Raw genomic sequence first — 20792 nt, 5'->3', positions numbered from 1 at the left:
GCCCCTATGTCTTCTCCACCGCGCCCGCGTACCGCCGCCGTCGTCCTGTGTCTGCTGTCCTTGTCGTTGTCCTCCATGTCCGTGGCGGCCCCTGCCGCGAAGGCGCCCCCGACGTGGAAGGCCATCGACGCGCTCGTCGAGGACGACAAGGTCGAGTCCGCCGCGCAGGGCGCCGAGGCCCGGCTCGCCGCGGCGAAGGCCCAGGGTGACGCCGACGAGTGGACGCGCGCGCTGGTGCGCACGGTGCAACTGCGCACGCGGCTGCATGGCTATGAGACGACGGTGCGCTTCCTGCGTGAACAGCCCTGGCCGGAGGGGCTGCGGCAGCAGGCCACGCTCCAGTTGTTCTACGCGGCGGTGCTCGCGAACTACCAGCAGGCGTACAGCTACGAGATTGGCCAGCGCGAGCAGGTGGTGTCCTCCGGGCCGGTGGACCTGAAGGCGTGGACGAAGGATCAGATTTCGGCGGAGATCCAGCGCACGTACGCCGCCGTCTGGGAGGCGCGGCAGAAGTTCGGCACCGAGCCCGTGAAGGGGCTGTCCGAGTACCTCCAGCCCAACACGTACCCGGAGGGCATCCGCTCCACGGTGCGCGACGCGGTGACGTACCTGTGGGTGGACTCGCTGGAGGACACGGACCTGTGGCGCCCGGAGCAGGAGCAGGGCGTGTACCGGCTGGATCTGGGCGCGCTCCTGGAGGGCACGCCGAAGGTGGAGCTGAAGGACCCCTCCGCGCACCCGCTGATGAAGGTGGCGGCGGTGCTGGGGGACCTGGAGGCGTGGCACCAGGCGGCGGGCCGGCGTGAGGCGGCGCTGGAGGCGCGGCTGCGGCGCTACGAGGTGCTGTCGACGTCGTTCAAGGAGGCCGCGGACAAGCGGCGCATCCGGGATCACCTGGCCGCGCACCTGAAGGGCTTCCGGGACGTGCCGTGGTGGTCCAAGGGCCAGCACCAGCTCGCGGAGCTGGAGGAGCAGGCGGGCCGCGCCATCACCGCGCATGCCCTGGCGAAGGCGGGCGCGGAGGCGTGGCCCAAGTCGGTGGGCGGCATGCAGTGCGCGGCGCTGATGGGCAGGCTGGAGGCGCCGGAGTTGTTCGCGACCGGGATGCAGGTGGACGGGCCGGGCAAGCGCTCCATCCTGGTGGGCCACCGCAACGTGGGCACGGTGTACTTCCGGGCGTACGCGCTGGACGTGGAGGCACGGCTCGCGAAGCCCGGCGAGGACCTGTCGCTGTACCCCTCCACCGCGGAGATGCTCCGCATGGTGGCGTCGCGCAAGCCGGACGCCGCGTGGAGCACGGCGCTGCCGCCCACGCCGGACTTCCAGCGGCACCAGACGTTCGTGACGCCGCCGGCGCTCAAGCCGGGCGCGTACATCATCGCCCTGTCCACGCGCGAGGACTTCGCGAAGAAGAACAGCCGCATCCTCTCCCTGCCGATGTCCGTGTCGCCCTGGGCGGCGACGGTGCGCAAGGCGACCCCCAATCAAGTGGAGGTCCACGTGGTGGACGGGGCCACGGGGGCGAGCGCTCCGAACGTGGAGGTGCGGCTGGTGAAGTCGGACTACGGCACCCGCCGCTTCAACATCGTCAGCCGCCGCACCGACGCGAACGGCGACCTGTTGCTCACGGGCAAGAACTCCGACCGCTACGAGGACATGGAGCTGGTGCTGGGCCGGGGCAAGAACCTGATGGTGCTCCCGGGCTCGGTGTACCTGTCCCCGCTTCACGACTGGACCCCGCAGGACCAGGCGCTCATCTACACGGACCGCGCCGTCTACCGTCCCCAGCAGAAGCTGCTGTGGAAGGTGGTGGCCTACCGTCCGGAGGAGGCGTCGAAGCGCTACCGCGTCCTGCCGGAGTCTCCGGTGACGGTGACGCTCGTGGATGCCAATGGACAGGAGGTGGCGAAGCGCGAGGTTCGCACCAACACGTTCGGGTCGGCTGCGGGCGAGTTCGACCTTCCCGCGGGGCGAGCCCTGGGCCATTGGACGGTGCGCACGAGCCCCAGCGGCTACGCGGGCGTGCGCGTGGAGGAGTACAAGCGGCCCACCTTCGAGGTGACGCTGAAGGACGCGCAGGAGCCGCTGCGGCTCAACCGGCGCGCGACGTTCAAGGGCGAGGCCCGCTACTACTTCGGCCTGCCGGTGACGCGCGGCGCGGTGAAGTGGCGCGTGTCGCGCGAGCCGGTGCTGCCGCGCTGGTGGTTCTGGGAGCGCATCCCGGCCACCACGGACCTGGTGGCCTCTGGGACGGCCACGGTGGGTGAGGACGGCGGTTTCTCCGTGGCGTTCACCCCGGAAGCGGACGAGCGGCTCGCGAAGGCGCAGGGCATGTCGTGGCGCTACCGCGTGGAGGCGGACCTGACGGACGAGGGCGGCGAGACGCGCTCCGCGAGCCGTGCCTTCCGCCTGGGCTTCGTGTCGGTGGAGGGCCGCGTGGACTCCGACGTGGGCTTCGTTCGCGAGGACTTCCCGTCGGAGGTGCGGCTCGTCCGCTCGAACCTGGATGGCGCGCCGCAGGCGGACCCGGCCGCTGGCGGCTCGTCGCCCTGAAGGCTCCGGGCCGCCCGCTGATGCCGTCCGAGACCCCGGTGGAGAAGCCCAGGTCCCTGGACGCGGACACGCAGTCGGCGAAGGAGACCTCGCCCACGCCGGGGGATTCGCAGAAGGCGCGCTGGGACACGGCCTATGACGTGGAGCAGACGCTGCAACGATGGGACGACGGCGCGGAGGTGGCGCAGGCGGCCGTGACGCATGGCGCGGACGGTGTCGCCACCGTGAAGCTTCCGGCGCTGCGCGCGGGGGCGTACCGCCTGCGCTACGAGACGACGGATGCGTTCGGCCAGAAGGCCACCGCGCAACGGGACTTCGTGGTGGCGGGGGCGCACGCCCCGGCGGGGTTGCCCGCGGTGCTGGCGGCGGAGCGCGCCTCCGTGCGCGTGGGCGAGGTGGCCCGGTTGATGGTGGCCTCCGGCTTCGAGGGCCAGCCGCTGGTGATGGACGTGTACCAGGGGCGCAATCGCGTCGAGCACCGCCAGCTGACGGCGGGGCAGGGGCGCGCGGTGGTGGAGCTTCCGGTGACGGAGTCCCTGCGCGGGGGCTTCACGGTGGTGCTCTCGATGGTGCGCGACTGGCAGACGCTGAGCTTCCAGCAGACGGTGGCCGTGCCCTTCGATGACAAGGAACTCAACCTGGAGTTCGCCACGTTCCGCGACACGATGCGGCCCGGCGCGAAGGAGACCTTCCGCGTGACGGTGAAGGGGCCGAAGGGCGCGAAGCTGGAGGCCGGGGCCGCGGAGCTGCTCGCGTACATGTACGATCAGTCGCTCAACGTCTTCGGGCCGCACACGCCGCCGCAGGTGGCGCAGCTGTATCCGCAGCAGACCGTCTACGTGGACTTCAAGGCGTCCGGTGGTGTCTTCGGCGCGGACTGGCTCTTCGACGAGCTCGTCCGGGAAGGGCCCTCCGCGCCGGACCTCAGCGAAGACACGCTGAGGTTCGGGGACGGTTATGGGTTGGGTGGTCCTGGCTACCGCAGCTACTACGGCGGCCACCGCATGCGCGCCATGAAGCCCGGGGCCGTCCAGCGGGAGTCGGACGGTGCGCCGCCTCCGCCCCCGCCGCCGTCGCCCGCGCCGTCCGCCGCGGAATCCGCGCCAAAGGTCGGCCGGGTGCTGGAGCAGAAGCGGCGGGAGATCATCCAGATCATCAAGGGCGCTCCCGGCGCCCCGGAGCCGGGGGAGGGGCCGGAGGGGCCGCTGCGCTCGAACTTCGCGGAGACGGCGTTCTGGATTCCGCAGCTGCTCACCGGGCCGGACGGCGCGGCGGTGCTGGAGTTCACGGTGCCGGACTCGGTGACGGCGTGGGACGTCTGGGTGCACGCGCTCACGCGGGACCTGCGCGGTGGCTCCATGCAGCGCACCACCCGCACCGTGAAGGAGCTGATGGTGCGCCCGTACCTGCCGCGCTTCCTGCGCGAGGGCGACCGCGCGGAGCTGGAGGTCGTGGTGAACAACGCGGGGACCCAGACGCAGCAGGGGCAGCTCACGTTCGACATCGTGGATCCGGACACGCAGAAGAGCCTGCTCGCGGAGTTCGGCGTGAAGACGACCCAACAGGCCTTCACGGTGGCGGCGGGGAAGGGCACGAACCTGCGCTTCCCCATCACGACGCCCGCGCGGGTGGGGCCGGTGGCCTTCCGCGTCGTCGCGAAGACGGGCGCGTTCAGCGACGGCGAGCTGCGGCCCCTGCCGGTGCTGCCCGGCCGCATGCACCTGTCACAGTCGCGCTTCGCCATGCTGAACAACACGGACCGCCGGACGCTGACGTTCGACGACCTGAAGAAGTCGGATGACCCCACGCGGGTGAACGAGCAGCTCGTCGTGACGGTGGACGCGCAGCTCTTCTACTCCGTGCTCCAGGCGCTGCCGTACCTGGTGGACTACCCCTATGAGTGCACGGAGCAGACGCTCAACCGCTTCGTGTCCACGGGCATCGTCTCCAGCCTCTTCAACAAGTATCCGGCGGTGGCGAAGGTGGCCAAGGACCTGAGCGAGCGCAGCACGCGCTTCGAGACCTTCGACGACGTGGACCCGAACCGGAAGATGACGCTGGAGGAGACGCCCTGGCTCAACGAGGCGAAGGGCGGCGCGGACTCGGACCAGGCGCTCCTGCGCGTGTTGGATCCGAAGGTGGCCCAGGCCCAGCGCATTTCATCCCAGCAGAAGCTGCGCAAGGCGCAGAACGCCGACGGTGGCTTCCCCTGGTGGCCGGGCGGCCCGTCGTCGCCGTACATGACGCTCTACATCCTGCATGGCCTGTCGCGCGCCATGGAGCACGGGGTCGAGGTGTCACCCAGCATGACGGAGCCCGCGTGGGGCTACCTGGCGAAGCACTTCCGGGACGACTACGCGAGCCGGCTGATGAAGAAGGACCTCGGCTGGGAGTTCCTCACGTTCCTCAACTTCGTGGCGTCCGCGTATCCGGACGCGCGCTACACGGGCGAGGCGCTCACGGCGGCCGAGCGGCAGCGCATGCTCGACTTCTCCTTCAAGCACTGGAAGGAGCACTCGCCGTACCTGAAGGGCTACCTGGCGCTCACGCTGAACCGGTCGAAGCGCACGAAGGACGCGCAGAAGGTCTGGGACAGCGTGATGGACTCCGCGAAGACGTCGCAGGACCTGGGCACGTACTGGCAGCCGGAGGACCGGAGCTGGCTCTGGTACAACGACTCCACGGAGACGCACGCCTTCGCGCTGCGCACGCTGTCGGAGCTGCGTCCGAAGGACCCTCGCCGCGCGGACCTGGTGCAGTGGCTGCTCCTGGACAAGAAGGTGAACCACTGGAAGTCCACGCGCGCCACGGCGGAGGCGCTCTACGCGCTCGTCAACTACATGGAGGCGGAGGGCTCGCTGGCCGCGCGCGAGGAGCTGAAGGTGACGGTGGGCTCCAAGGCGGTGACCATGAGCTTCTCGCCCGACGTGTACACGGGGAAGAAGAACCAGGTCGTCGTCCCCGGTCCGGAGGTGAACGCGGCCACTGCGACCACGGTGGTGGAGAAGACGACGCCGGGCTTCGTCATCGCGTCCGCCACGTGGCACTTCTCCACGGAGCAGCTGCCCAAGGAGGAGCGCGGAGACTTCTTCCAGGTGTCGCGCCGCTACTTCGTGCGCATCCGCGAAGGCAACCAGACGCTGCTGCGCCCGCTGTCGGACGGCGCGAGGCTGCGGCCCGGTGACGAGGTGGAGGTGCAGCTGTCGCTGCGCACGAAGCACGCGGCGGAGTACGTGCATCTGAGGGACCCGCGCGCCGCGGGCCTGGAACCGGAGAACGCGCAGTCCCGCCACAAGTGGGACCTGGGCATCGTCTGGTACGAGGAGACGCGCGACTCGGGGACGAACTTCTTCTTCGAGTCGCTGCCGGCCGGTGAGTACAACTTCAAGTACCGGCTGCGCGCGAACATGGCGGGCACCTTCCGCGTGGGCCCGGCGACGGTACAGTCCATGTACGCGCCGGAGTTCACCGCCTACTCCACGGGAACAGTGCTCACCGTGGACAAGGCGCAGTAGGGCTCAGCAGGGAAGGGGACCGGCGTCCTTCATGGCGCCGGTCCGCCGCTACTCCGCGCAGGTGGCGGCTTCGTCGGTGGGGTGCAGCGTGGCGATGCCGTAGGTGCCGTTGCGCGTGCCGCACCAGATGCGCCAGTTGCCGCCCCCCACGTCCGGCGCCGAGTACACGCCGCCCTCCTTCTTCGCCCCGCCCCGCGCACAGCAGCGCGCGAACGCCCGGGTGCCGATGGCGGCGATGGAGACCGCGTCCTGCGACGTCGAGAAGCCGCCCGTGCGCTTCACGCCGCAGGACCACGGGGACAGGCCCTTGAAGCGGATGAGGTACTGCTCGCCGCGCACCGCTTCCTCGCCCCTGGCAGGGCCCTGGTAGCAGACCTTTCCCTCCGCCTCGAGCTGCGCGTAGCGGGGCAGGAAGTGGAGGCCGCCAATCGGGCCGCGCTGCCAGTCGTCTCCGCAGAAGACGTGCGTGAACGCGTTGCGCGGGCCGGTGCTCACCCACAGGCTGGTGAGCCACTCGATGTTCGCCTGCTTCGTGCCCGGACGGCCCGCTGCGGACAGCGCGCGCTGGATCCGCGCGTCGTCGTAGTGCTTCGCGAAGAAGCGCTGCACGTCCCCGGCGCTCACGCTCGCGTCGGGACGCGCGGGGCACAGGTCCAGCACCTCGCGGTCCATCGCGGACAGCGCCGGGGCCTTGGCGAAGAGGGGCGGTTGATCACACGTGCTCGCGCACGCCGCCGCGTCGCCCGGAGCCGACGCGCGGCCCGCGGGGGCACGCACCGCCACGGTGACCTCTTCCTCGTCGTCCGCCTCAGCCTCGGGAGCACCCGCGCCGGCTCCGCTCCCGACGGGCTTCGCCTCCGCGAGGGACACCCCACCGCCTCGCGATGCCTGCTGCTGGCGCGTGTTCTCATGGTCCGCGCGCACGAGCGCGTCCGTATCCGGCGCCTTCTGGACGGCATCCATGGGCGTGCCATCGCAGAGCACCCAGCCCTCCGCCTTGGGCCCCTGGAGCTTGCACCACGCGCGGTCGGGGCCGCCCTTCTTCATGAGCGGATAGGACACGCCCGGCTGCACGGAGAAGACGACCTTGGAGGACTCGGGCTGGTCCACCGCGTCCACGGCGTCGTCGGTGACGAAGACGCCGCTCCCCGCGAAAGCGGCGGGGGCGGTGGAGAGGGCCAGGAAGAAGCAGGCGAGCGACCCGGAGAGGCGCATGGTGCGCCGGACTCTAACAGGGGCGCCCGAAGCCCGCTGTTCCCCGGTTGCGCCCGGCGCCGCGCCGCGAAATAAACGCGCCCGATATGAAACCGATGAATTTCCGAGGCCGCTGGGTGCTCATTACCGGCGCGTCGTCCGGCCTGGGGCTGGAGATGGCCCGCCTGCTCGCGAAGGAGCACGGCGCCCACATCATCGCCGTCGCCCGCCGCGAGGACCGGCTCACCGCGCTCAAGGCGGAGCTGGAGTCCGCGCACGGCGTGCAGGTGCTGCCCCTCTCCGCGGACCTCACGAAGCCCGGCGACGCCGCGCGCGTCTTCGAGACCGCCACGTCCGGCCGCACCGTCGAAGGTGTCATCCTCAACGCGGGCGTCACCTACTTCGGCCACGCGCTGGAGCAGCAGCCCGAGTCCTTCGACGCGATGCTCGCCACCAACATCACCAGCGTGGTGCGCATGTCCCAGCTCTTCGGGGCGCACTTCGCGAAGCGGGACGGGGGAGGGGCGCTGATGCTCGTCGCCAGCACCGCGGGCTTCGCGCCGCTGCCGTACCAGACGGCCTACGCGGCCACGAAGTCGTTCGTCATCAGCTACGGGCGGGGCCTGGCCTACGAGCTGCGCAAGGCGGGCGTGTCCGTCACCGTCTTCGCGCCCGGCGGCATCGCCACGGAGATGCTGTCGGTGTCCGGCCTGGACCGGAAGTTCAAGGCGGGCGACGTGGGCATCATGTCCGCGGAGGCCTGCGCGCGCACCGCCGTGGAGGCCTTCGTGCACCGCCGCGAGCTCTCCGTGCCCGGCGTCCTCAACCGCTTCCTCGCGACGATGATGAAGCTGTTGCCCCACGGCTTCATGATGGGGCGCTCGGCCGCGCTGTACGAAGGCGCGCTGCCGAAGGAGCCGCCCGCGCCCTGAAATCAGGCCCGGGCGGCACCAGGGAACTTCAGGACAGCTTCACCCGCGCGACCTTCAGCTTGCCCACCTGCACGGTGTACTCGCCGGCCCCCAGCTCCGCCTTGGGGTCGGTGACCTTCTCACCGTTCACCTTCACGCCGCCCTGGCCCATCATCTTGCGGGCCTCGGTGGCGGAGGCGACGAACTTCGTCTCCGGCAGCAGCTTCGTGACGAGCAGCTTCTCCGCGCCCGCGAGCGAAATCTCCACGAGCGGCAGGTCCTCCGTGGACAGCTCCTTCTTGGCGAAGCGCTTCTCGAAGTCCTCCGCCGCCTTGCGGCCGGCCTCCTCACCCTGGAAGCGCGCGGCCATCTCCTGCGCGAAGGCGACCTTCGCGGCCTTGGGGTGCGCCGCGCCGGACTTCGTCCGCTCCTCCAGCTCCAGCACCTGCTTGAGCGGCATGGCGGAGAGCAGCTTGTAGTACCGCCACATCAGGTCGTCCGTGATGCTCATCAACTTGCCGAAGATGTTGTCCGCCGACTCGTCGATGCCCACGTAGTTGTCCAGGCTCTTGGACATCTTGGAGCCGGTGATGACGCCGTCCACCAGCTTCGCGTCCAGGCCCTCCAGGATGGGGCCGGTCATGATGACCTGCGGCTCCATGCCCTCTTCCTTCATCAGCTGACGGCCGACGAGCAGGTTGAAGAGCTGATCCGTCGCGCCCAGCTCCACGTCCGCCTTCAGCGCCACGGAGTCGTAGCCCTGCAGGAGCGGGTAGAGGAACTCGTGGATGGCGATGGAGGTGTTCTCCCGGTAGCGCTTCTTGAAGTCGTCGCGCTCCAGCATGCGCTGCACGGAGTAGCGCGCGGCCAGGCGGATCATCCCCTCGGTGCCCAGCGCGTCGAGCCACTCCGAGTTGAACTTCACCACCGTCTTGTCCGGGTCCAGGACCTTGAAGACCTGCTGCTTGTATGTCTCCGAGTTGACCTTCACCTGCTCGCGGGTGAGCGGAGGCCGGGCCGCGTTCTTGCCGGACGGGTCCCCGATGAGCGCGGTGAAGTCACCGATGAGGAACACCACCGTGTGGCCGAACTCCTGGAAGCGCCGCATGCGCGTGAGCAGCAGCGTGTGGCCCAGGTGCAGGTCGGGACGGCTGGGGTCGAAGCCCGCCTTGATGATGAGCGGCTTGCCCTTGTCATACGAGCGCTGGAGCTTCTTCTTCAGGTCCTCCGGCACGTGCAAATCCACGGTGCCGCGAGTGACTTCTTCGAACTGTTCTTCGGGGGTCGCCTTGCGCAGTGCGTCCGGGTTCATGGCGCCGCGGACACTAGCCCAAAAAAGACGACGGGCAGGGCGGGACTTCCATGTCCGCCCCACCCGTGGCTGTCACCCCGCCTGTCCTACAGCTCAGGTGTCGAGGAAGTCGAAGCTGCGGCAGAGGCCGCGCAGCGTCTGGCTCTCCGTGACGATCTGGTCCATGTCCACGTCGTCGCTCGTCGTGGGCAGCGCCTGGACGATCTGGTCGTTGAAGGCCAGACCCACCCGGCGGCTGCGCGCGCTGGCCGCCTTGAGGGTGGCGTCGTAATAGCCGCCGCCACGTCCCAACCGTTTGCCGTCCGGGCTGAAGCCCAGGCCGGGCACCACGAACAGGTCGATCTGATCCACCGGAATCAGGTCCGAGGAGTTCGTGGGCTCACGGACGCCCAGGCGCCCCGGCTCCAGTTCACTCTCCGACTTGATGGCCCGGAAGGCCAGGATGCGCCCGTGCACGTGGGACAGCGGGTAGCAGACGATCTTCTCGTCCTGCAACGCCGCGATGAGGATGTCCCGGGTGGGCACTTCGCCCCGGATGGGGGCGTAGAGCGCCACCGTCCGCGCCTTCTCGTAATAGGGCGACGCCAGGAATCGAGACTGGACCTTGAGGCCACGCTCGTCGATGAGGTCGTTGGTCATCGCCTTGCGGCGCGCCGTCAGTTCCTCACGAAGCGTTACCTTCTTCTCCGCCGCCGCCGCCACCGTATCCGCCGCCGTCTCGCTCACCGCCGCCGCTCCAAAGAAAGAGTCCCCCGCCGAGCCGTGTGTCCAGCGTCCATTGAACCCTTAGAAGCCAGGTGGGGACCGAAATCATGTCACCGCAGGCTTCCCTCATCCCCGGTGAAGGGGGAGGGCTTGCACATGGCGACCGAAACGGACCCCGGAATGGACGTATCGGTTCGAATTTCTGCTGGGCATCACGCACCCCGCAGGGAACAGACCTTTACCGCTCAAATCTTGCTGCAAGTCCTTAGAATTACTGGGAAAATCCCAGGGCGTTCTGGGAAAATGATAAGGATGGAGAAGCGTGCGGTCAAGCCGTCCTCGCGCGTTTACAAGCCGCCCCGTGGACTTCTATGATGCCCGGGTCCCCGACATGTCGCTCCCGACCCCAACATTGGCTCTCGCGGCGGTAGCCTGCCTCACCTCCGGATTCGCCTGGGCGGGTCCGCAGATGAACAGTACCTACCAGGCAGATGCCTTCGGCCCTATCGAGTTGCGCTCGGACGGGGAACACCTGGTGGGCATCGCGCCGGCCGGGGGGCCCTGCCAGCGCTCGGTCGCCGAGCAGATCCTGGTCGGAGACTTCCAGGGCAACGTCTTCCTGGGCGAGCTCACGCTCTGTCAGACGGGGGACACCTGCACCCCGTCCCGCAGCTTCCCGGTGATGCTCGTCTACAACGTGGAGGAGCGGGCGCTGGGCGGCGTGGTGAAGCTGGAGGACAGCTGCGAGTCCCCGGCCCTGCCCAAGAACCGGATGCTGGTGTTCCGGGCGACGGAGCAGGGGGCCGCGCTGACGCCGACGCCCGCGACGGCGCAGGCTCCCGAGCAGCGCCAGGCGCAGGCTCCCGTGCCCGCTCCGCCGTCCGGTGGGGCCGCGCAGATCGCCGCGCAGCGCCGGTTGGAGCCGCTGGATGTGGCGGCCACCCTCAAGCTGGGCCAGTCGCTGCTGCTCAGCAATCCCTTTGGGGCGTCGCAGCAGTTCCAGTTGGTGCTGTCCCAGGAGAAGGAGAAGAACAACGCCTGGGCGCTGACGGGCATGGGCGTGTCGCACCACCTGCGCAAGCAGCAGCCGGAGGCGCTCAAGTTCCTGGATCAGGCGCGCATCCTGGGCAGTGGCGCGGCGCGGGCGGAGGCCTTCTTCTGGACCGCGTGCGTGAAGCGGGCGGCGCAGGAGTCGGCGTTCGCCCAGGCCGCGCTGAAGCGGGCGCTGCAGGAAGGCTGGTCTCCTCCGGAGGGCAACACGCTGGTGGAGCGCGAGCTCCAGCAGTTCGCCAATGAGGGACCGTTGTACGAGGCGCTGGTGAAGCAGGCCCGGGGTCGCAAGCCGCGGGTCCAGGGCCGTGATCCGCAAGGAGCTGGAAGCTCCAGCCCGTGAACGCGACGACTCCCGTGTCGAAGCCCATCCGCGTCTTCGGCAACTACGAAATCCAATCGCTGCTGGGCAAGGGCGGCATGGCCGAGGTGTACCGCGCGCGCGTGCGCTCCGGTCCCTATGAAGGCTGGACGGTCGCGCTCAAGCGGCTGCTGCCCGCGCTCACCCGCGACCCGGCGTCGGTGGACCTCTTCCGCCGCGAGGCGCAGCTGTCGCGCCAGCTGGACCATCCGAACATCGTGAAGGTGCTGGACGCCGGGATGCTGGACGACGTGTCCTTCCTGGTGATGGACCTGGTGGACGGGCGCGACCTGGGCCACATCCTGCGCCGGTGCAAGGCGCGCGGGATTCCGCTCCCCGTCGACTTCGCGGTGTACCTGGCGAAGGTGCTGCTGGAGGCGCTCGCGTACGCGCACACCGCCACCGGCCCGGACGGCAAGCCGCTGGGCATCGTCCACTGCGATGTGTCCCCGTCCAACCTGTTCATCTCCCGCGTGGGGGAGATCAAGCTGGGCGACTTCGGCGTGTCGCGCGTGCTGGTGGACGGCAAGCTCCAGGGCGGCGAGGTGCTGGGCAAGCCGTACTATCTGTCCCCGGAGTCGCTCCAGGGCGCCGTCACGCCGGAGGCGGACCTGTGGGCCGCGAGCGTGGTGCTCTACGAGCTGCTCACGCTGGGCCGGCCCTTCGTGGGCACGACGCCGGAAGAGGTCTTCGCGGGCATCCTGTCGCGCAAGTACAGGCTCCTGCGCTCCGTGCGTCCGGACATCCCGCAGGCGCTGGACGACGTGCTGGCGCGCGCGTTCGCGGAGAACCCCGAGGACCGCTTCCCGTCCGCGGAGGAGTACGCGGCGGCGCTGTCGCCGCACTTCGACGAGAACGTGGGGACGCCGCTGGCCATCGCGGCGGTGGTGCGCGGCCTGTTCGGCACCACGGACGAGATGCCCGCGTACCGGGGCTCGCCGCCCAACGGCCCCTCCGACGACAACGGGTAGCCGGGCGGGCAGGGCCCTGTCGCTCGGGCCCCCAGCCGGTGGAGCCCGCTGCGGCGCCTGCTACCGATGATGACCTTTCCTCCCGCGAACATGCACCGGGAGGAATCCATGGCGACCGAGCGAAAGCAGCAGCAGCCCGAGCAGGAGCAGCCCACCCGCGAGACGCGGCACGGCGACGAGCGGCTTCCGCCCAAGGCCGACGAGGCCAAGGAGGGGATGCCCGGCTACGGACAGCCCGACCCCGAGGTCCGCGAGAAGAACCTGCCAGACCAGAAGTGGTGATCAGCCCAGCGCGCGCACGAGGGGGACGTGGGCGCAGAGCGCGTCCACGACGCGGGAGACCTCCGCGCCGGTGGTGCTGGGGCCCAGGCTGAAGCGCAGGCTGCCGCGCGCCTCGGTGGGAGAGAGACCCATGGCGCGCAGCACGTGGGACGGAGACAGGGTGCCGGACGCGCAGGCCGCTCCGGAGGACACGCGGATGTCCTCCAGATCCAGCGCCATAAGCAGCGCTTCGCCCTCCACGCCGTCGAAGCGCAGGTTGCTGGTGTTGGGCACGCGGGGCGCGCCGGCGCCGTTCACCGTCACGCCGGGGAGCCGCTGGAGCACCTGCTGCTCGAAGGTGTCGCGCAGGGCCTCCACCCGCGCGGCGGTGGTGGACTGCTCCGCGGCGGCCAGCTCCAGGGCCAGGGCCAGGGCCTCGGCGTAGGGCACGTTCTGCGTGCCTCCGCGCCGGCCTCCCTCCTGGTGCCCGGGCGTCAGCGCCCGCACGTCCACGCCCTTGCGCACCACGAGCACGCCCACGCCCTGGGGGCCCCCGAACTTGTGCGCGGAGAGGGAGAGCAGGTCCGCGTCCACCTCGCGCAAGGTGAGCGGCACCTTGCCCGCGGCCTGCACGGCGTCCGTGTGGAAGAGGATGCCGCGCTGACGGCACGCGCGGGCGGTCTCCGCCACCGGCTGGAGCACGCCCGTCTCGTTGTTGGCCCACATCAGTGAGCACAGCGCGGTGTCCGGCGTGAGCGCCTCCAGCACGGACTCCAGCGGCACCCGGCCGTGGGCGTCAGGGGACAGCCGCACCACCTGGGCGCCGTCCTTCTCCAACAGCGCGAGCGCGCCCAGCGCCGACGGGTGCTCCACCGTGGTGGACACCACGCGGCGGCGCTCCTTCACCGGACGGGCCGCGTATGCCCCCACCAGCGCGAGCGCATCCGCCTCACTGCCCGACGCGGTGAAGGTGATCTCCTTCGGCTCGCAGCCCAGGACGCGCGCCACCTTCGCTCGCGCCGCGTCCAGCCGGGCCCGGGCCTCGCGCCCGCCACCGTGCACGCTGGACGCGTTGCCGAAGCCGCCTTGCGTGAAGGCCCGGGCGAGCAGGGCGCCCACCTCCGCGCGCACCGGCGCGGCGGCGTTGTGGTCCCAGTAGATCACGTGTCCTGCGCGGACAGCAGCGACACCGGCCGCTCCTCGGAGACACCGAAGGCTTCGAGGAAGCGCGACACCACCTCGCGCTTGAGCGCCTTGCGCTTGTTCGCGCTGCCGGACAGGGGCAGCCGCGCGCCGGCCATGCTGCCGTGGCCGCCGGACGAACCGCCCAGGTCCTCGCACAGCTCGCGGATGAGGCGGCCCGCGTTCATGCGCCGGTCCTTCACGCGCAGGCTCAGGAAGAGCTGGTTGCGGTACGTCCCGTAGGCCAGGGACCACTTCATCCCTTCCAGGTACATCATCCGCTCGGCGACCTCCGCCACCAGGTCCGGGGAGTAGACCTCCTCCAGGTCGGTGATGATGGCGGTGCCGTAGACCTTCGCCTTCTCGATGGACGTGTGGAAGAGCTGGAAGAAGCGCGCCGGCAGCTCCGGGTGCTCGATCTGCCCCAACAACTGCTTGTCACAGCGGGGGAACAGCCACAGGTAGCTGTCCACGTCCGTCTGGGTCGTCTCACGGCCCAGGTCCCGCGTGTCCGCCTTGATGCCGTAGAAGAGCGCGGTGGCGATCTCCACGGACGGCTCCAGCCGGGCGGCCCGCAGGTACTCCACCAGCATGGTGGAGGTGGCGCCGAAGTCGCCGCCCACGTCCGCGAAGGGGGCCAAGAGGCTCTCCTCGCGCAGCGGGTGGTGGTCCACCACCAGGTCCGCGCGGTAGCGCGCCGGCAGCGAGTGGTTGCGCACCGGCGGCTGCGTGTCCACCAGCCCGAAGAGGTCGTACTGGCTGAAGTCGATCTGCGACACGTGCGACACCGGCAGCCGGAGCACGCGCACGAAGGCGACGTTCTCCGCCCGGCCAATGATGCCGCCGTAGCCCACGTGGGCCTCGAGGCCGGCCTTGCGCTCCAGCAGATGGGCGAGCGACACCGCCGCCGCCATGGAGTCCGGGTCCGGGTTGTCGTGGGTGAGGATGAGCGCCCGGCGGTGACCCTTGGCCACCTGGAGCAGGCGGGCCAGCTTGTCGGTGGCGGGCAGCTTGGCCAACCGCGCTGGCGGAGGCTCCGTGAGCTCGCTCCCGGCAGGCAATTGGGCGCGGCGGCTTTGGAGGGACGGGGTGACAGGCATGGGGACTCTTCTTTTACTTCCTCCGCCACAGGGATTCGAGAAGTCGGATGTTCTCCCCATAACGTTCCGGAAAGGGTGTTTCCAACACCCCAATGGTGTCGACGAACCGCGCGTCCTTCATGAGGCAGCGGAAGGCCGTCAGTCCGATCGCCCCCTTGCCCGGTTCCTCATGCCGGTCTACCCGGCAACCCAGGTCTTTCTTGCAATCGTTGAGATGGAAGGCGCGCACCCGGTGCAGGCCCACGCGCCGGTCGCACTCGTCCATCACCGCCGCGTAGCCCTTGGGCGTCCGCAGGTCATACCCGGCCGCGAAGAGGTGGCACGTGTCCAGGCACACCGCCAATCGCGCTTCATCCTGGACGCGGGAAAGCAGCTCCTCCAGGTGCTCGAAGCGCCAGCCCAGCGCGTTGCCCTGGCCCGCCGTCACCTCCAGGCAGACGCGGGCGGTGTAGCCGGGACAGCGACGGTGCACCTCGTCCAGCCCTTCGGCGATGAGGCGCAGGCCCCGCGCTTCGTCCGGGTGGGAGCCGGGGTGGAGGATGAGCAGCGGGATGCCCAGGCGCTCACAGCGAGTGAGTTCCTCGGCGACGCACGCGAGCGACTTCTCGCGGGCCTCCGGCGCCTCACCGGCCAGGTTCACCAGGTAGCTGCCGTGGGCGATGACGGGCAGGCCCGTGCGGCGGGCCTCGGCGCGGAAGGCCTGGGCCTCCGCGTCCGTCAGGGCGGGGGCGCTCCAGCCCCGCGCGTTCTTCGTGAAGATCTGCAGGGCGCGGGCGCCGTGCGCTTCGGCTCGCTGGAAGGCCTGGCTCACGCCTCCGGCGATGGATTCATGAGCCCCGATGCGCACGGCTTCGACTTCGTCCCTCTTCGGCCGCTACTCGACGGTCTTGTACTTGCGGCCGAGGTCGCGGAAGTACTTCACGCCGTTGTCCAACGAGTTCTCCATCGCGTCCATCAGCACCGTGCGGAACGTGGCCACGGGCGCGCGGAAGGACTCGTAGTAGCGCTGCCGGTCGATGGAGTGGATGACGGCGGGCATGTAGCCGTTGCGCAGCAGGATGAGGTTGCTGCACATGCGCCCCACCTTCCCGCTGTGCTCGGTGAAGGGGAAGATCTGCAGGAACTCGTGCTGCACCACCGCCGCCTGCTTGATGGGGTGGAACTCGCGGAACTCCGCGCTGGCGGTGTGGTCCACGAGCTTCTCCAGCCGGGCCTGGATCTTCGCGGGCTGGGTGATGTCGTGGAAGTAGGTGCGGTGCAGGGGCATGTCCTTGCGCAGCCCCGCGCGGTCGCGCTCCTTGGCCAGCTCCTTCTCCGTGCGCTCGCGCCGCTCCATGCGCGCACGCTCGGCCAGCGCTTCCGGCGTGTTGCCCAGGAAGAGGTCGTGCATCCGCTTGATGGTGGTGAGCGTGAGCGCGGACTGCTTCTTCGCGCCCGCGGCCTCCTCGCGGATGTAGTCCGCCACCGCCTTGTGGTTGCGGATCTCCAGCACCACCGGGATCATGGAGGCTTCCGCCGCCGTGCGCTCCGGGAAGAGCGCGGCCATCAGCTCCTGGTGCGTGTACACGACGCCTTCGAGCGCGGCGTCGTGGTAGATCCACGACATCTCGAAACGGTCGAGGAACTCACGCGCAGGCTGCTTGTCCTTGTAGATCTCAAGGTACTCGCGCAGCTGCTCGTTCTTCTCGTCGATGTCCTGGTAGCGTTCCTTCACGGACTGCGGCTCCTTCTCGCTCCGGCCCGCCCCGGGCGCTGGTTCCCAGAGGCTGCGCCGGGAGGTACAACGGCACGGAGAGTCTAGAAATTCCGCGCGGTTGGAACAAATAAAACCTGACTACAGATTCACCAGGAACACCTCGCAGACCTGATCCAGCAGATCTTTTGAAAGGGCTGGCGGGATTTGCCGGTATCGGGCGGCGTCCCGGATGAGCGACACGAGGTCGCGGGGGTGGCAGGAGCGCATCTCCATGCTGCGCGGCTTGTAGTAGTGCTCCACCAGGTAGGTGATGGCCTGGTCCACGTAGGGGATGCCGGCCGCCTCGCAGACCCGGCGGAAGATCTCCCGGTAGGACTCCTCGTCCGGGTTGCCCACCTCGATCTTGTACTTGATGCGCCGCAGGAAGGCCTCGTCCACCAGCTCCTTGGGGTCCAGGTTGGTGGAGAAGACGAGCAGCTGATCGAAGGGGATCTCGAACTTCTTGCCGGTGTGCAGGGTGAGGAAGTCCACCCGCTTCTCCAGGGGGACGATCCAGCGGTTGAGCAGGTCCGTGGGGTGGACCTTCTGGCGGCCGAAGTCGTCGATGAGGAGCATGCCCCCGTTGGCCTTCACCTGGAACGGCGCCTCGTAGAAGCGGGTGCTCTCCGAGTAGATGAGGTCCAGGGTCTCCAGCGTCAGCTCGCCGCCCACCACCACCGCGGGGCGCCGGCAGAGCGACCAGCGCTTGTCCATTTCGAAGGTCTGCCGGCGGCCGTTGGCGTCGCGGCCCACCTCCAGCGACACGGGCGTGTGGATGATGCGGTCGAAGACCTTGATGATCTGGTTGTCGATTTCGAGGCAGTGCGGGACGAAGACCTCGCCGCCGAACATGTGCGAGATCGCCTCCGCCAGGCTCGTCTTGCCGTTGCCCGGCGGGCCGTAGAGGAAGAGCGAGCGGCCGGAGTTCACGGCCGGGCCCAGCTTGTCCATCAGCTCCGCGGAGACGGTGAGGTGGCCCAGGGCGGCGACCAGGTCCTCCTGGTCCACGACGGGCGTCTCCTCCGTCTGGCTGCTGATGAGGGCGTTGTACTGTTCAATCGGGACGGGGGCGGGGCCCACGTAGGTGGAGCGGGTGAGGGCGTCGCGCGCGTACTCGCGGCCCTTCTCCGTGAGGGCGAACTCCACGGACGCGCGGCCAAAGCCCTTGCCGCCGCGCAGGTCCACGAGCTTCTCCGCGGCGAGGAAGTCCACCACGTGCTCCACCACGCCGGACCAGGGCAGGCACATGCTCTCCGCGATGGCCACGCCCGTCCCGGTGCCGGCGTAGTAGAGGAACTTGAGGCCCAGGTCCGACAGCAGACCCATCCTCAGTCCCGTGTCCTCCAGCGACTTCGGCTCACCCGGAGCGATGTCGAGGACGGACGGGTTCTCCAGCTTGAAGGGATTGTCTTCGTACGCGTAGCCGGCGGGAGGCATCGGGTACGGGTTCTACCCGATTCCCCCGTCCGCCGGGACTTCACGTCCGCCGACTGTCCTCAAACGTAGGTCAGCCAGTCCGCATAGCGGGCTTCCTGGCCCCGCACGACGCGGAAGTACATGTCCTGGACGAACTTCGTGATGGGGCCGGGCTTGCCGTCGCCAATCTGCCGGTTGTCCACCTCGCGCACGGGGGTGATCTCCGCGGCGGTGCCGGAGAAGAAGACCTCGTTGCAGATGTAGAGGGCGTCACGGGTGACGGTGACCTCCTCGATGGTGGTGTGGCCGGCGTCGCGCAGCAGCTTGAGCACCGTGTCGCGGGTGATGCCGTCCAGGACGGGGGAGGAGAGGGGCGGCGTCTTGATGATGCCCTTCTTGTTCACGAGGAAGATGTTCTCCCCGGAGGCCTCCGCGACGAAGCCGCTGATGTCCAGGAGGATGGCCTCGTCGTAGCCGGCGAGCACCGCCTCGCGCTTGGCGAGGATGGAGTTCACGTACTGGCCGGTGATCTTCCCGCGCACCATGTTCACGTTGACGTGGTTGCGCGTGAACGAGCTGACCTTGGCGCGGATGCCCTCCTTGATGCCCTTGTCGCCCAGGTACGCGCCCCAGTCCCAGGCGGTGATGCCCACGCGGGTGGGGTTCACCGCGCCCAGGTCCATGGCGCCGTCGCCCATGAAGGCGACCGGGCGCAGGTACGCGCCGTTGGCGAACTGCGCCTTCTGCGTGCGCAAGAGCTCCAGCGTGGCCTCCACCAGTTCGTCCTCGGTGTAGGGCATCTTCAGCATGATGATGTGCGCGGAATCCATCATGCGGCGGATGTGCTCGCGCAGCCGGAACACGGCGAGCCGGCCGTCATGGGTCTTGTAGGCGCGGATGCCCTCGAAGACGCCCAGGCCGTAGTGGAGGGCGTGCGTCATCACGTGCACGTTGCCCTCGTCCCATTTCATCAGCTTCCCATCGAGCCAGATGTGTTCGGCGCGCAGCACGGTGGATGAGGTCGAGCTCATCGGGAAGTTCCTCTCGGGCTAGGGGTGGGACAGCTGAGGGACTTGTACCCAGGCACACTGGGGACGCAAAGCGTGAAACGCCAACGATCTGCACTCCGTGTGCGGCGCTTTGCGTCAGGCCTGCGCGATGGTCGGCAGGTTGGCGCGGGCCTTCTCGATGTCGCCCTCGTATTTGAGGACGAGGTTGAGCGTGGCGGCGACGACGTCCGAGCTGAGCGCCTCCGCGTTGAGCAGCGCCAGGCTCTGCGCCCAGTCCAGCGTCTCGCTGATGGACGGGGCCTTCTTCAAGTCCAGCGCGCGGATGGCGGCGACGGCCTCCACCACCTGCTCGGCCAGCACCTGGGGGACCTCCGGCAGGCGCGAGCGGACGATCCGCAGCTCGCGCTCGCGGTCCGGGAAGTCGATGTGCAGGTGCAGACAGCGGCGCTTGAGCGCGTCCGACAGCTCCCGGGCGTTGTTGCTGGTGAGGATGACGCGCGGGACATGCTTCGCGCGGATGGTGCCCAGCTCCGGCACCGTGACAGCGTTGTCAGAGAGGACCTCCAGCAGGAAGGCCTCGAACTCCGGATCCGCCTTGTCGATTTCGTCCACCAGCAGCAGCGCGGGCGTGTCCGAAAGCTGGGCCTGGAGGATGGGGCGGGGGAGGAGGAAGCGCTCGGAGAAGAACACCGCGTCGCCGGACGCGAGCCGGTCCGCGGCCTCCGCCAGCGTGGACGTGCCCTGGGTCAGCTCGCCAATCTTGTCCTTGAGGAGCTGCGTGTAGAGCAGCTGCTTGGCGTACTCCCACTCGTAGAGGGCCTTGGCCTCGTCCAGGCCCTCGTAGCACTGGAGCCGGAGGAAGGTCCTGTCCAGCGCCTGGGCCAGCGCCTTGGCCAGCTCCGTCTTGCCCACGCCGGCCGGGCCCTCCACGAGGATGGGCTTGCCCATCCGGTCCGCCAGGAACACCGCCGTGGCGATTTCAGGGGACGACAGGTAGCCCACCGCCTCCAGGCGACGCGCCGCGTCCTCCACGCTGGTGAACGAGCGAATCTCCGGAGTCAGTTGAGGGGGGCTCACGCCCGTCAACTTAACCGACGGTTTCCCGCCGACTGCGGCAAAAATGCCAGGGTTGTGGGGGCGCCGTCCGCACTCTTGAGGGCCTTGGGAGCTGTAACCCTGCGGAATCAGAGTGCGTAATTATTTTCGCACCGCGGGCATGCACCGTGCATCTATGCGGGCGTATCTCAGGACGACGAGGTCGCGGGTCATGTGGGCGTGGCTGAAGCTGGCGATGGCGGTGCTGGTGGTGGTGATGCCGGGGGGCTTCCCTCTCGTGCTGGCGTACATCGCGACGCGGACGTTGCTGGAGCGCTGGCGGGTGGCGCAGGCGCAGGCCCGGGAAGAGGGCCGGCCGGTGTCGGTGGTGCGGGACGTGGTGGGCGCGCTGCACTTCCGGGACCTCATCCGTGAGGCCAGGGCGGCCACGGCGCTGTAACCGGTCGGCGTAGGACAGTCT

Annotated in this window: 17 protein-coding genes and 1 other RNA gene; 7 read left to right on the top strand and 11 right to left on the bottom strand. The window is 69.3% G+C overall.

The genetic code is table 11. The annotated features are described in order from the left end of the window. Window positions 1-6: 6 nt before the first annotated feature. Together ACX114_RS25430 and ACX114_RS25425 are read left to right on the top strand one after the other, a co-directional pair. Complete coding sequence (locus tag ACX114_RS25430; RefSeq protein WP_459288626.1) at window positions 7-2553, top strand: MG2 domain-containing protein; 2547 nt, start codon at window positions 7-9, stop codon at window positions 2551-2553. 20 nt (window positions 2554-2573) lie between these two features. Continuing rightward, complete coding sequence (locus tag ACX114_RS25425) at window positions 2574-6068, top strand: alpha-2-macroglobulin family protein (protein WP_459288624.1); 3495 nt, start codon at window positions 2574-2576, stop codon at window positions 6066-6068. 48 nt (window positions 6069-6116) lie between these two features. Here ACX114_RS25425 and ACX114_RS25420 read toward each other — a convergent pair whose 3' ends face one another. After that, a complete protein-coding gene (locus ACX114_RS25420; protein WP_459288622.1) occupies window positions 6117-7283 on the bottom strand; it encodes an EndoU domain-containing protein in 1167 nt (388 codons plus the stop codon). An 86-nt stretch (window positions 7284-7369) separates the two neighbouring features. Here ACX114_RS25420 and ACX114_RS25415 point away from each other — a divergent pair, with 86 nt between their 5' ends. Continuing rightward, on the top strand, window positions 7370-8194 hold the full coding sequence (locus ACX114_RS25415; RefSeq protein WP_459288620.1) for an SDR family NAD(P)-dependent oxidoreductase: 825 nt from the start codon (window positions 7370-7372) through the stop codon (window positions 8192-8194). 28 nt (window positions 8195-8222) lie between these two features. Here ACX114_RS25415 and tyrS read toward each other — a convergent pair whose 3' ends face one another. The 3 genes from tyrS to ssrS form a co-directional block, all read right to left on the bottom strand. Beyond that, entirely contained in the window at window positions 8223-9485 is a 1263-nt protein-coding gene (gene tyrS / locus ACX114_RS25410) for a tyrosine--tRNA ligase (RefSeq protein ID WP_459288618.1), read from the bottom strand. A 93-nt stretch (window positions 9486-9578) separates the two neighbouring features. Then, window positions 9579-10211, bottom strand: coding sequence for a 5-formyltetrahydrofolate cyclo-ligase (locus ACX114_RS25405; RefSeq protein WP_459288616.1), 633 nt, complete (start codon window positions 10209-10211; stop codon window positions 9579-9581). Between the two features lie 19 nt (window positions 10212-10230). Next, window positions 10231-10423, bottom strand: a non-coding RNA gene (gene ssrS / locus ACX114_RS25400) — 6S RNA. 236 nt (window positions 10424-10659) lie between these two features. Between ssrS and ACX114_RS25395 the strand changes: the two genes are divergently transcribed. The 3 genes from ACX114_RS25395 to ACX114_RS25385 all read left to right on the top strand — a co-directional run bounded on the left by ACX114_RS25395 (window position 10660) and on the right by ACX114_RS25385 (window position 12854). Beyond that, window positions 10660-11583 carry a hypothetical protein gene (locus tag ACX114_RS25395; protein ID WP_459288614.1) on the top strand — a complete coding sequence of 308 codons (924 nt, stop codon included), beginning with the start codon at window positions 10660-10662 and terminating at the stop codon, window positions 11581-11583. Then, complete coding sequence (locus ACX114_RS25390) at window positions 11580-12572, top strand: serine/threonine-protein kinase (RefSeq protein WP_459288612.1); 993 nt, start codon at window positions 11580-11582, stop codon at window positions 12570-12572. Before ACX114_RS25395 ends, ACX114_RS25390 begins: the two co-directional genes overlap by 4 nt. Window positions 12573-12680: 108 nt before the next feature. Next, window positions 12681-12854, top strand: coding sequence for a hypothetical protein (locus tag ACX114_RS25385; RefSeq protein ID WP_199738654.1), 174 nt, complete (start codon window positions 12681-12683; stop codon window positions 12852-12854). Here the strand turns inward: ACX114_RS25385 and ACX114_RS25380 are convergent, their stop codons facing one another. From ACX114_RS25380 to ACX114_RS25350, 7 genes are all read right to left on the bottom strand, one after another. Then, on the bottom strand, window positions 12855-13997 hold the full coding sequence (locus tag ACX114_RS25380; RefSeq protein WP_459288610.1) for a cysteine desulfurase family protein: 1143 nt from the start codon (window positions 13995-13997) through the stop codon (window positions 12855-12857). It abuts the gene before it with no gap. Next, entirely contained in the window at window positions 13994-15115 is a 1122-nt protein-coding gene (locus ACX114_RS25375; RefSeq protein ID WP_459288608.1) for a DHH family phosphoesterase, read from the bottom strand. The genes ACX114_RS25380 and ACX114_RS25375 overlap by 4 nt, the downstream gene beginning before the upstream one ends. Before the next feature lie 13 nt (window positions 15116-15128). Then, complete coding sequence (locus ACX114_RS25370) at window positions 15129-15962, bottom strand: deoxyribonuclease IV (protein WP_459288606.1); 834 nt, start codon at window positions 15960-15962, stop codon at window positions 15129-15131. A 27-nt stretch (window positions 15963-15989) separates the two neighbouring features. Then, window positions 15990-16829 (bottom strand): Fic family protein, encoded by an 840-nt coding sequence (locus ACX114_RS25365; RefSeq protein WP_459288604.1) that lies wholly within the window; start codon window positions 16827-16829, stop codon window positions 15990-15992. A gap of 120 nt (window positions 16830-16949) precedes the next feature. Beyond that, on the bottom strand, window positions 16950-18287 hold the full coding sequence (locus ACX114_RS25360) for an AAA family ATPase (RefSeq protein ID WP_459288602.1): 1338 nt from the start codon (window positions 18285-18287) through the stop codon (window positions 16950-16952). Between the two features lie 59 nt (window positions 18288-18346). Continuing rightward, complete coding sequence (locus ACX114_RS25355) at window positions 18347-19297, bottom strand: branched-chain amino acid transaminase (RefSeq protein ID WP_459288600.1); 951 nt, start codon at window positions 19295-19297, stop codon at window positions 18347-18349. A 114-nt stretch (window positions 19298-19411) separates the two neighbouring features. Beyond that, on the bottom strand, window positions 19412-20353 hold the full coding sequence (locus tag ACX114_RS25350; RefSeq protein ID WP_459288598.1) for an AAA family ATPase: 942 nt from the start codon (window positions 20351-20353) through the stop codon (window positions 19412-19414). 190 nt (window positions 20354-20543) lie between these two features. Here ACX114_RS25350 and ACX114_RS25345 point away from each other — a divergent pair, with 190 nt between their 5' ends. Further along, entirely contained in the window at window positions 20544-20771 is a 228-nt protein-coding gene (locus ACX114_RS25345; RefSeq protein WP_014397861.1) for a hypothetical protein, read from the top strand. Window positions 20772-20792 lie beyond the last annotated feature (21 nt).

The organism is Corallococcus sp. M7, assembly GCF_054512695.1.
This window is presented reverse-complemented; position numbering and strand designations above follow the sequence as displayed.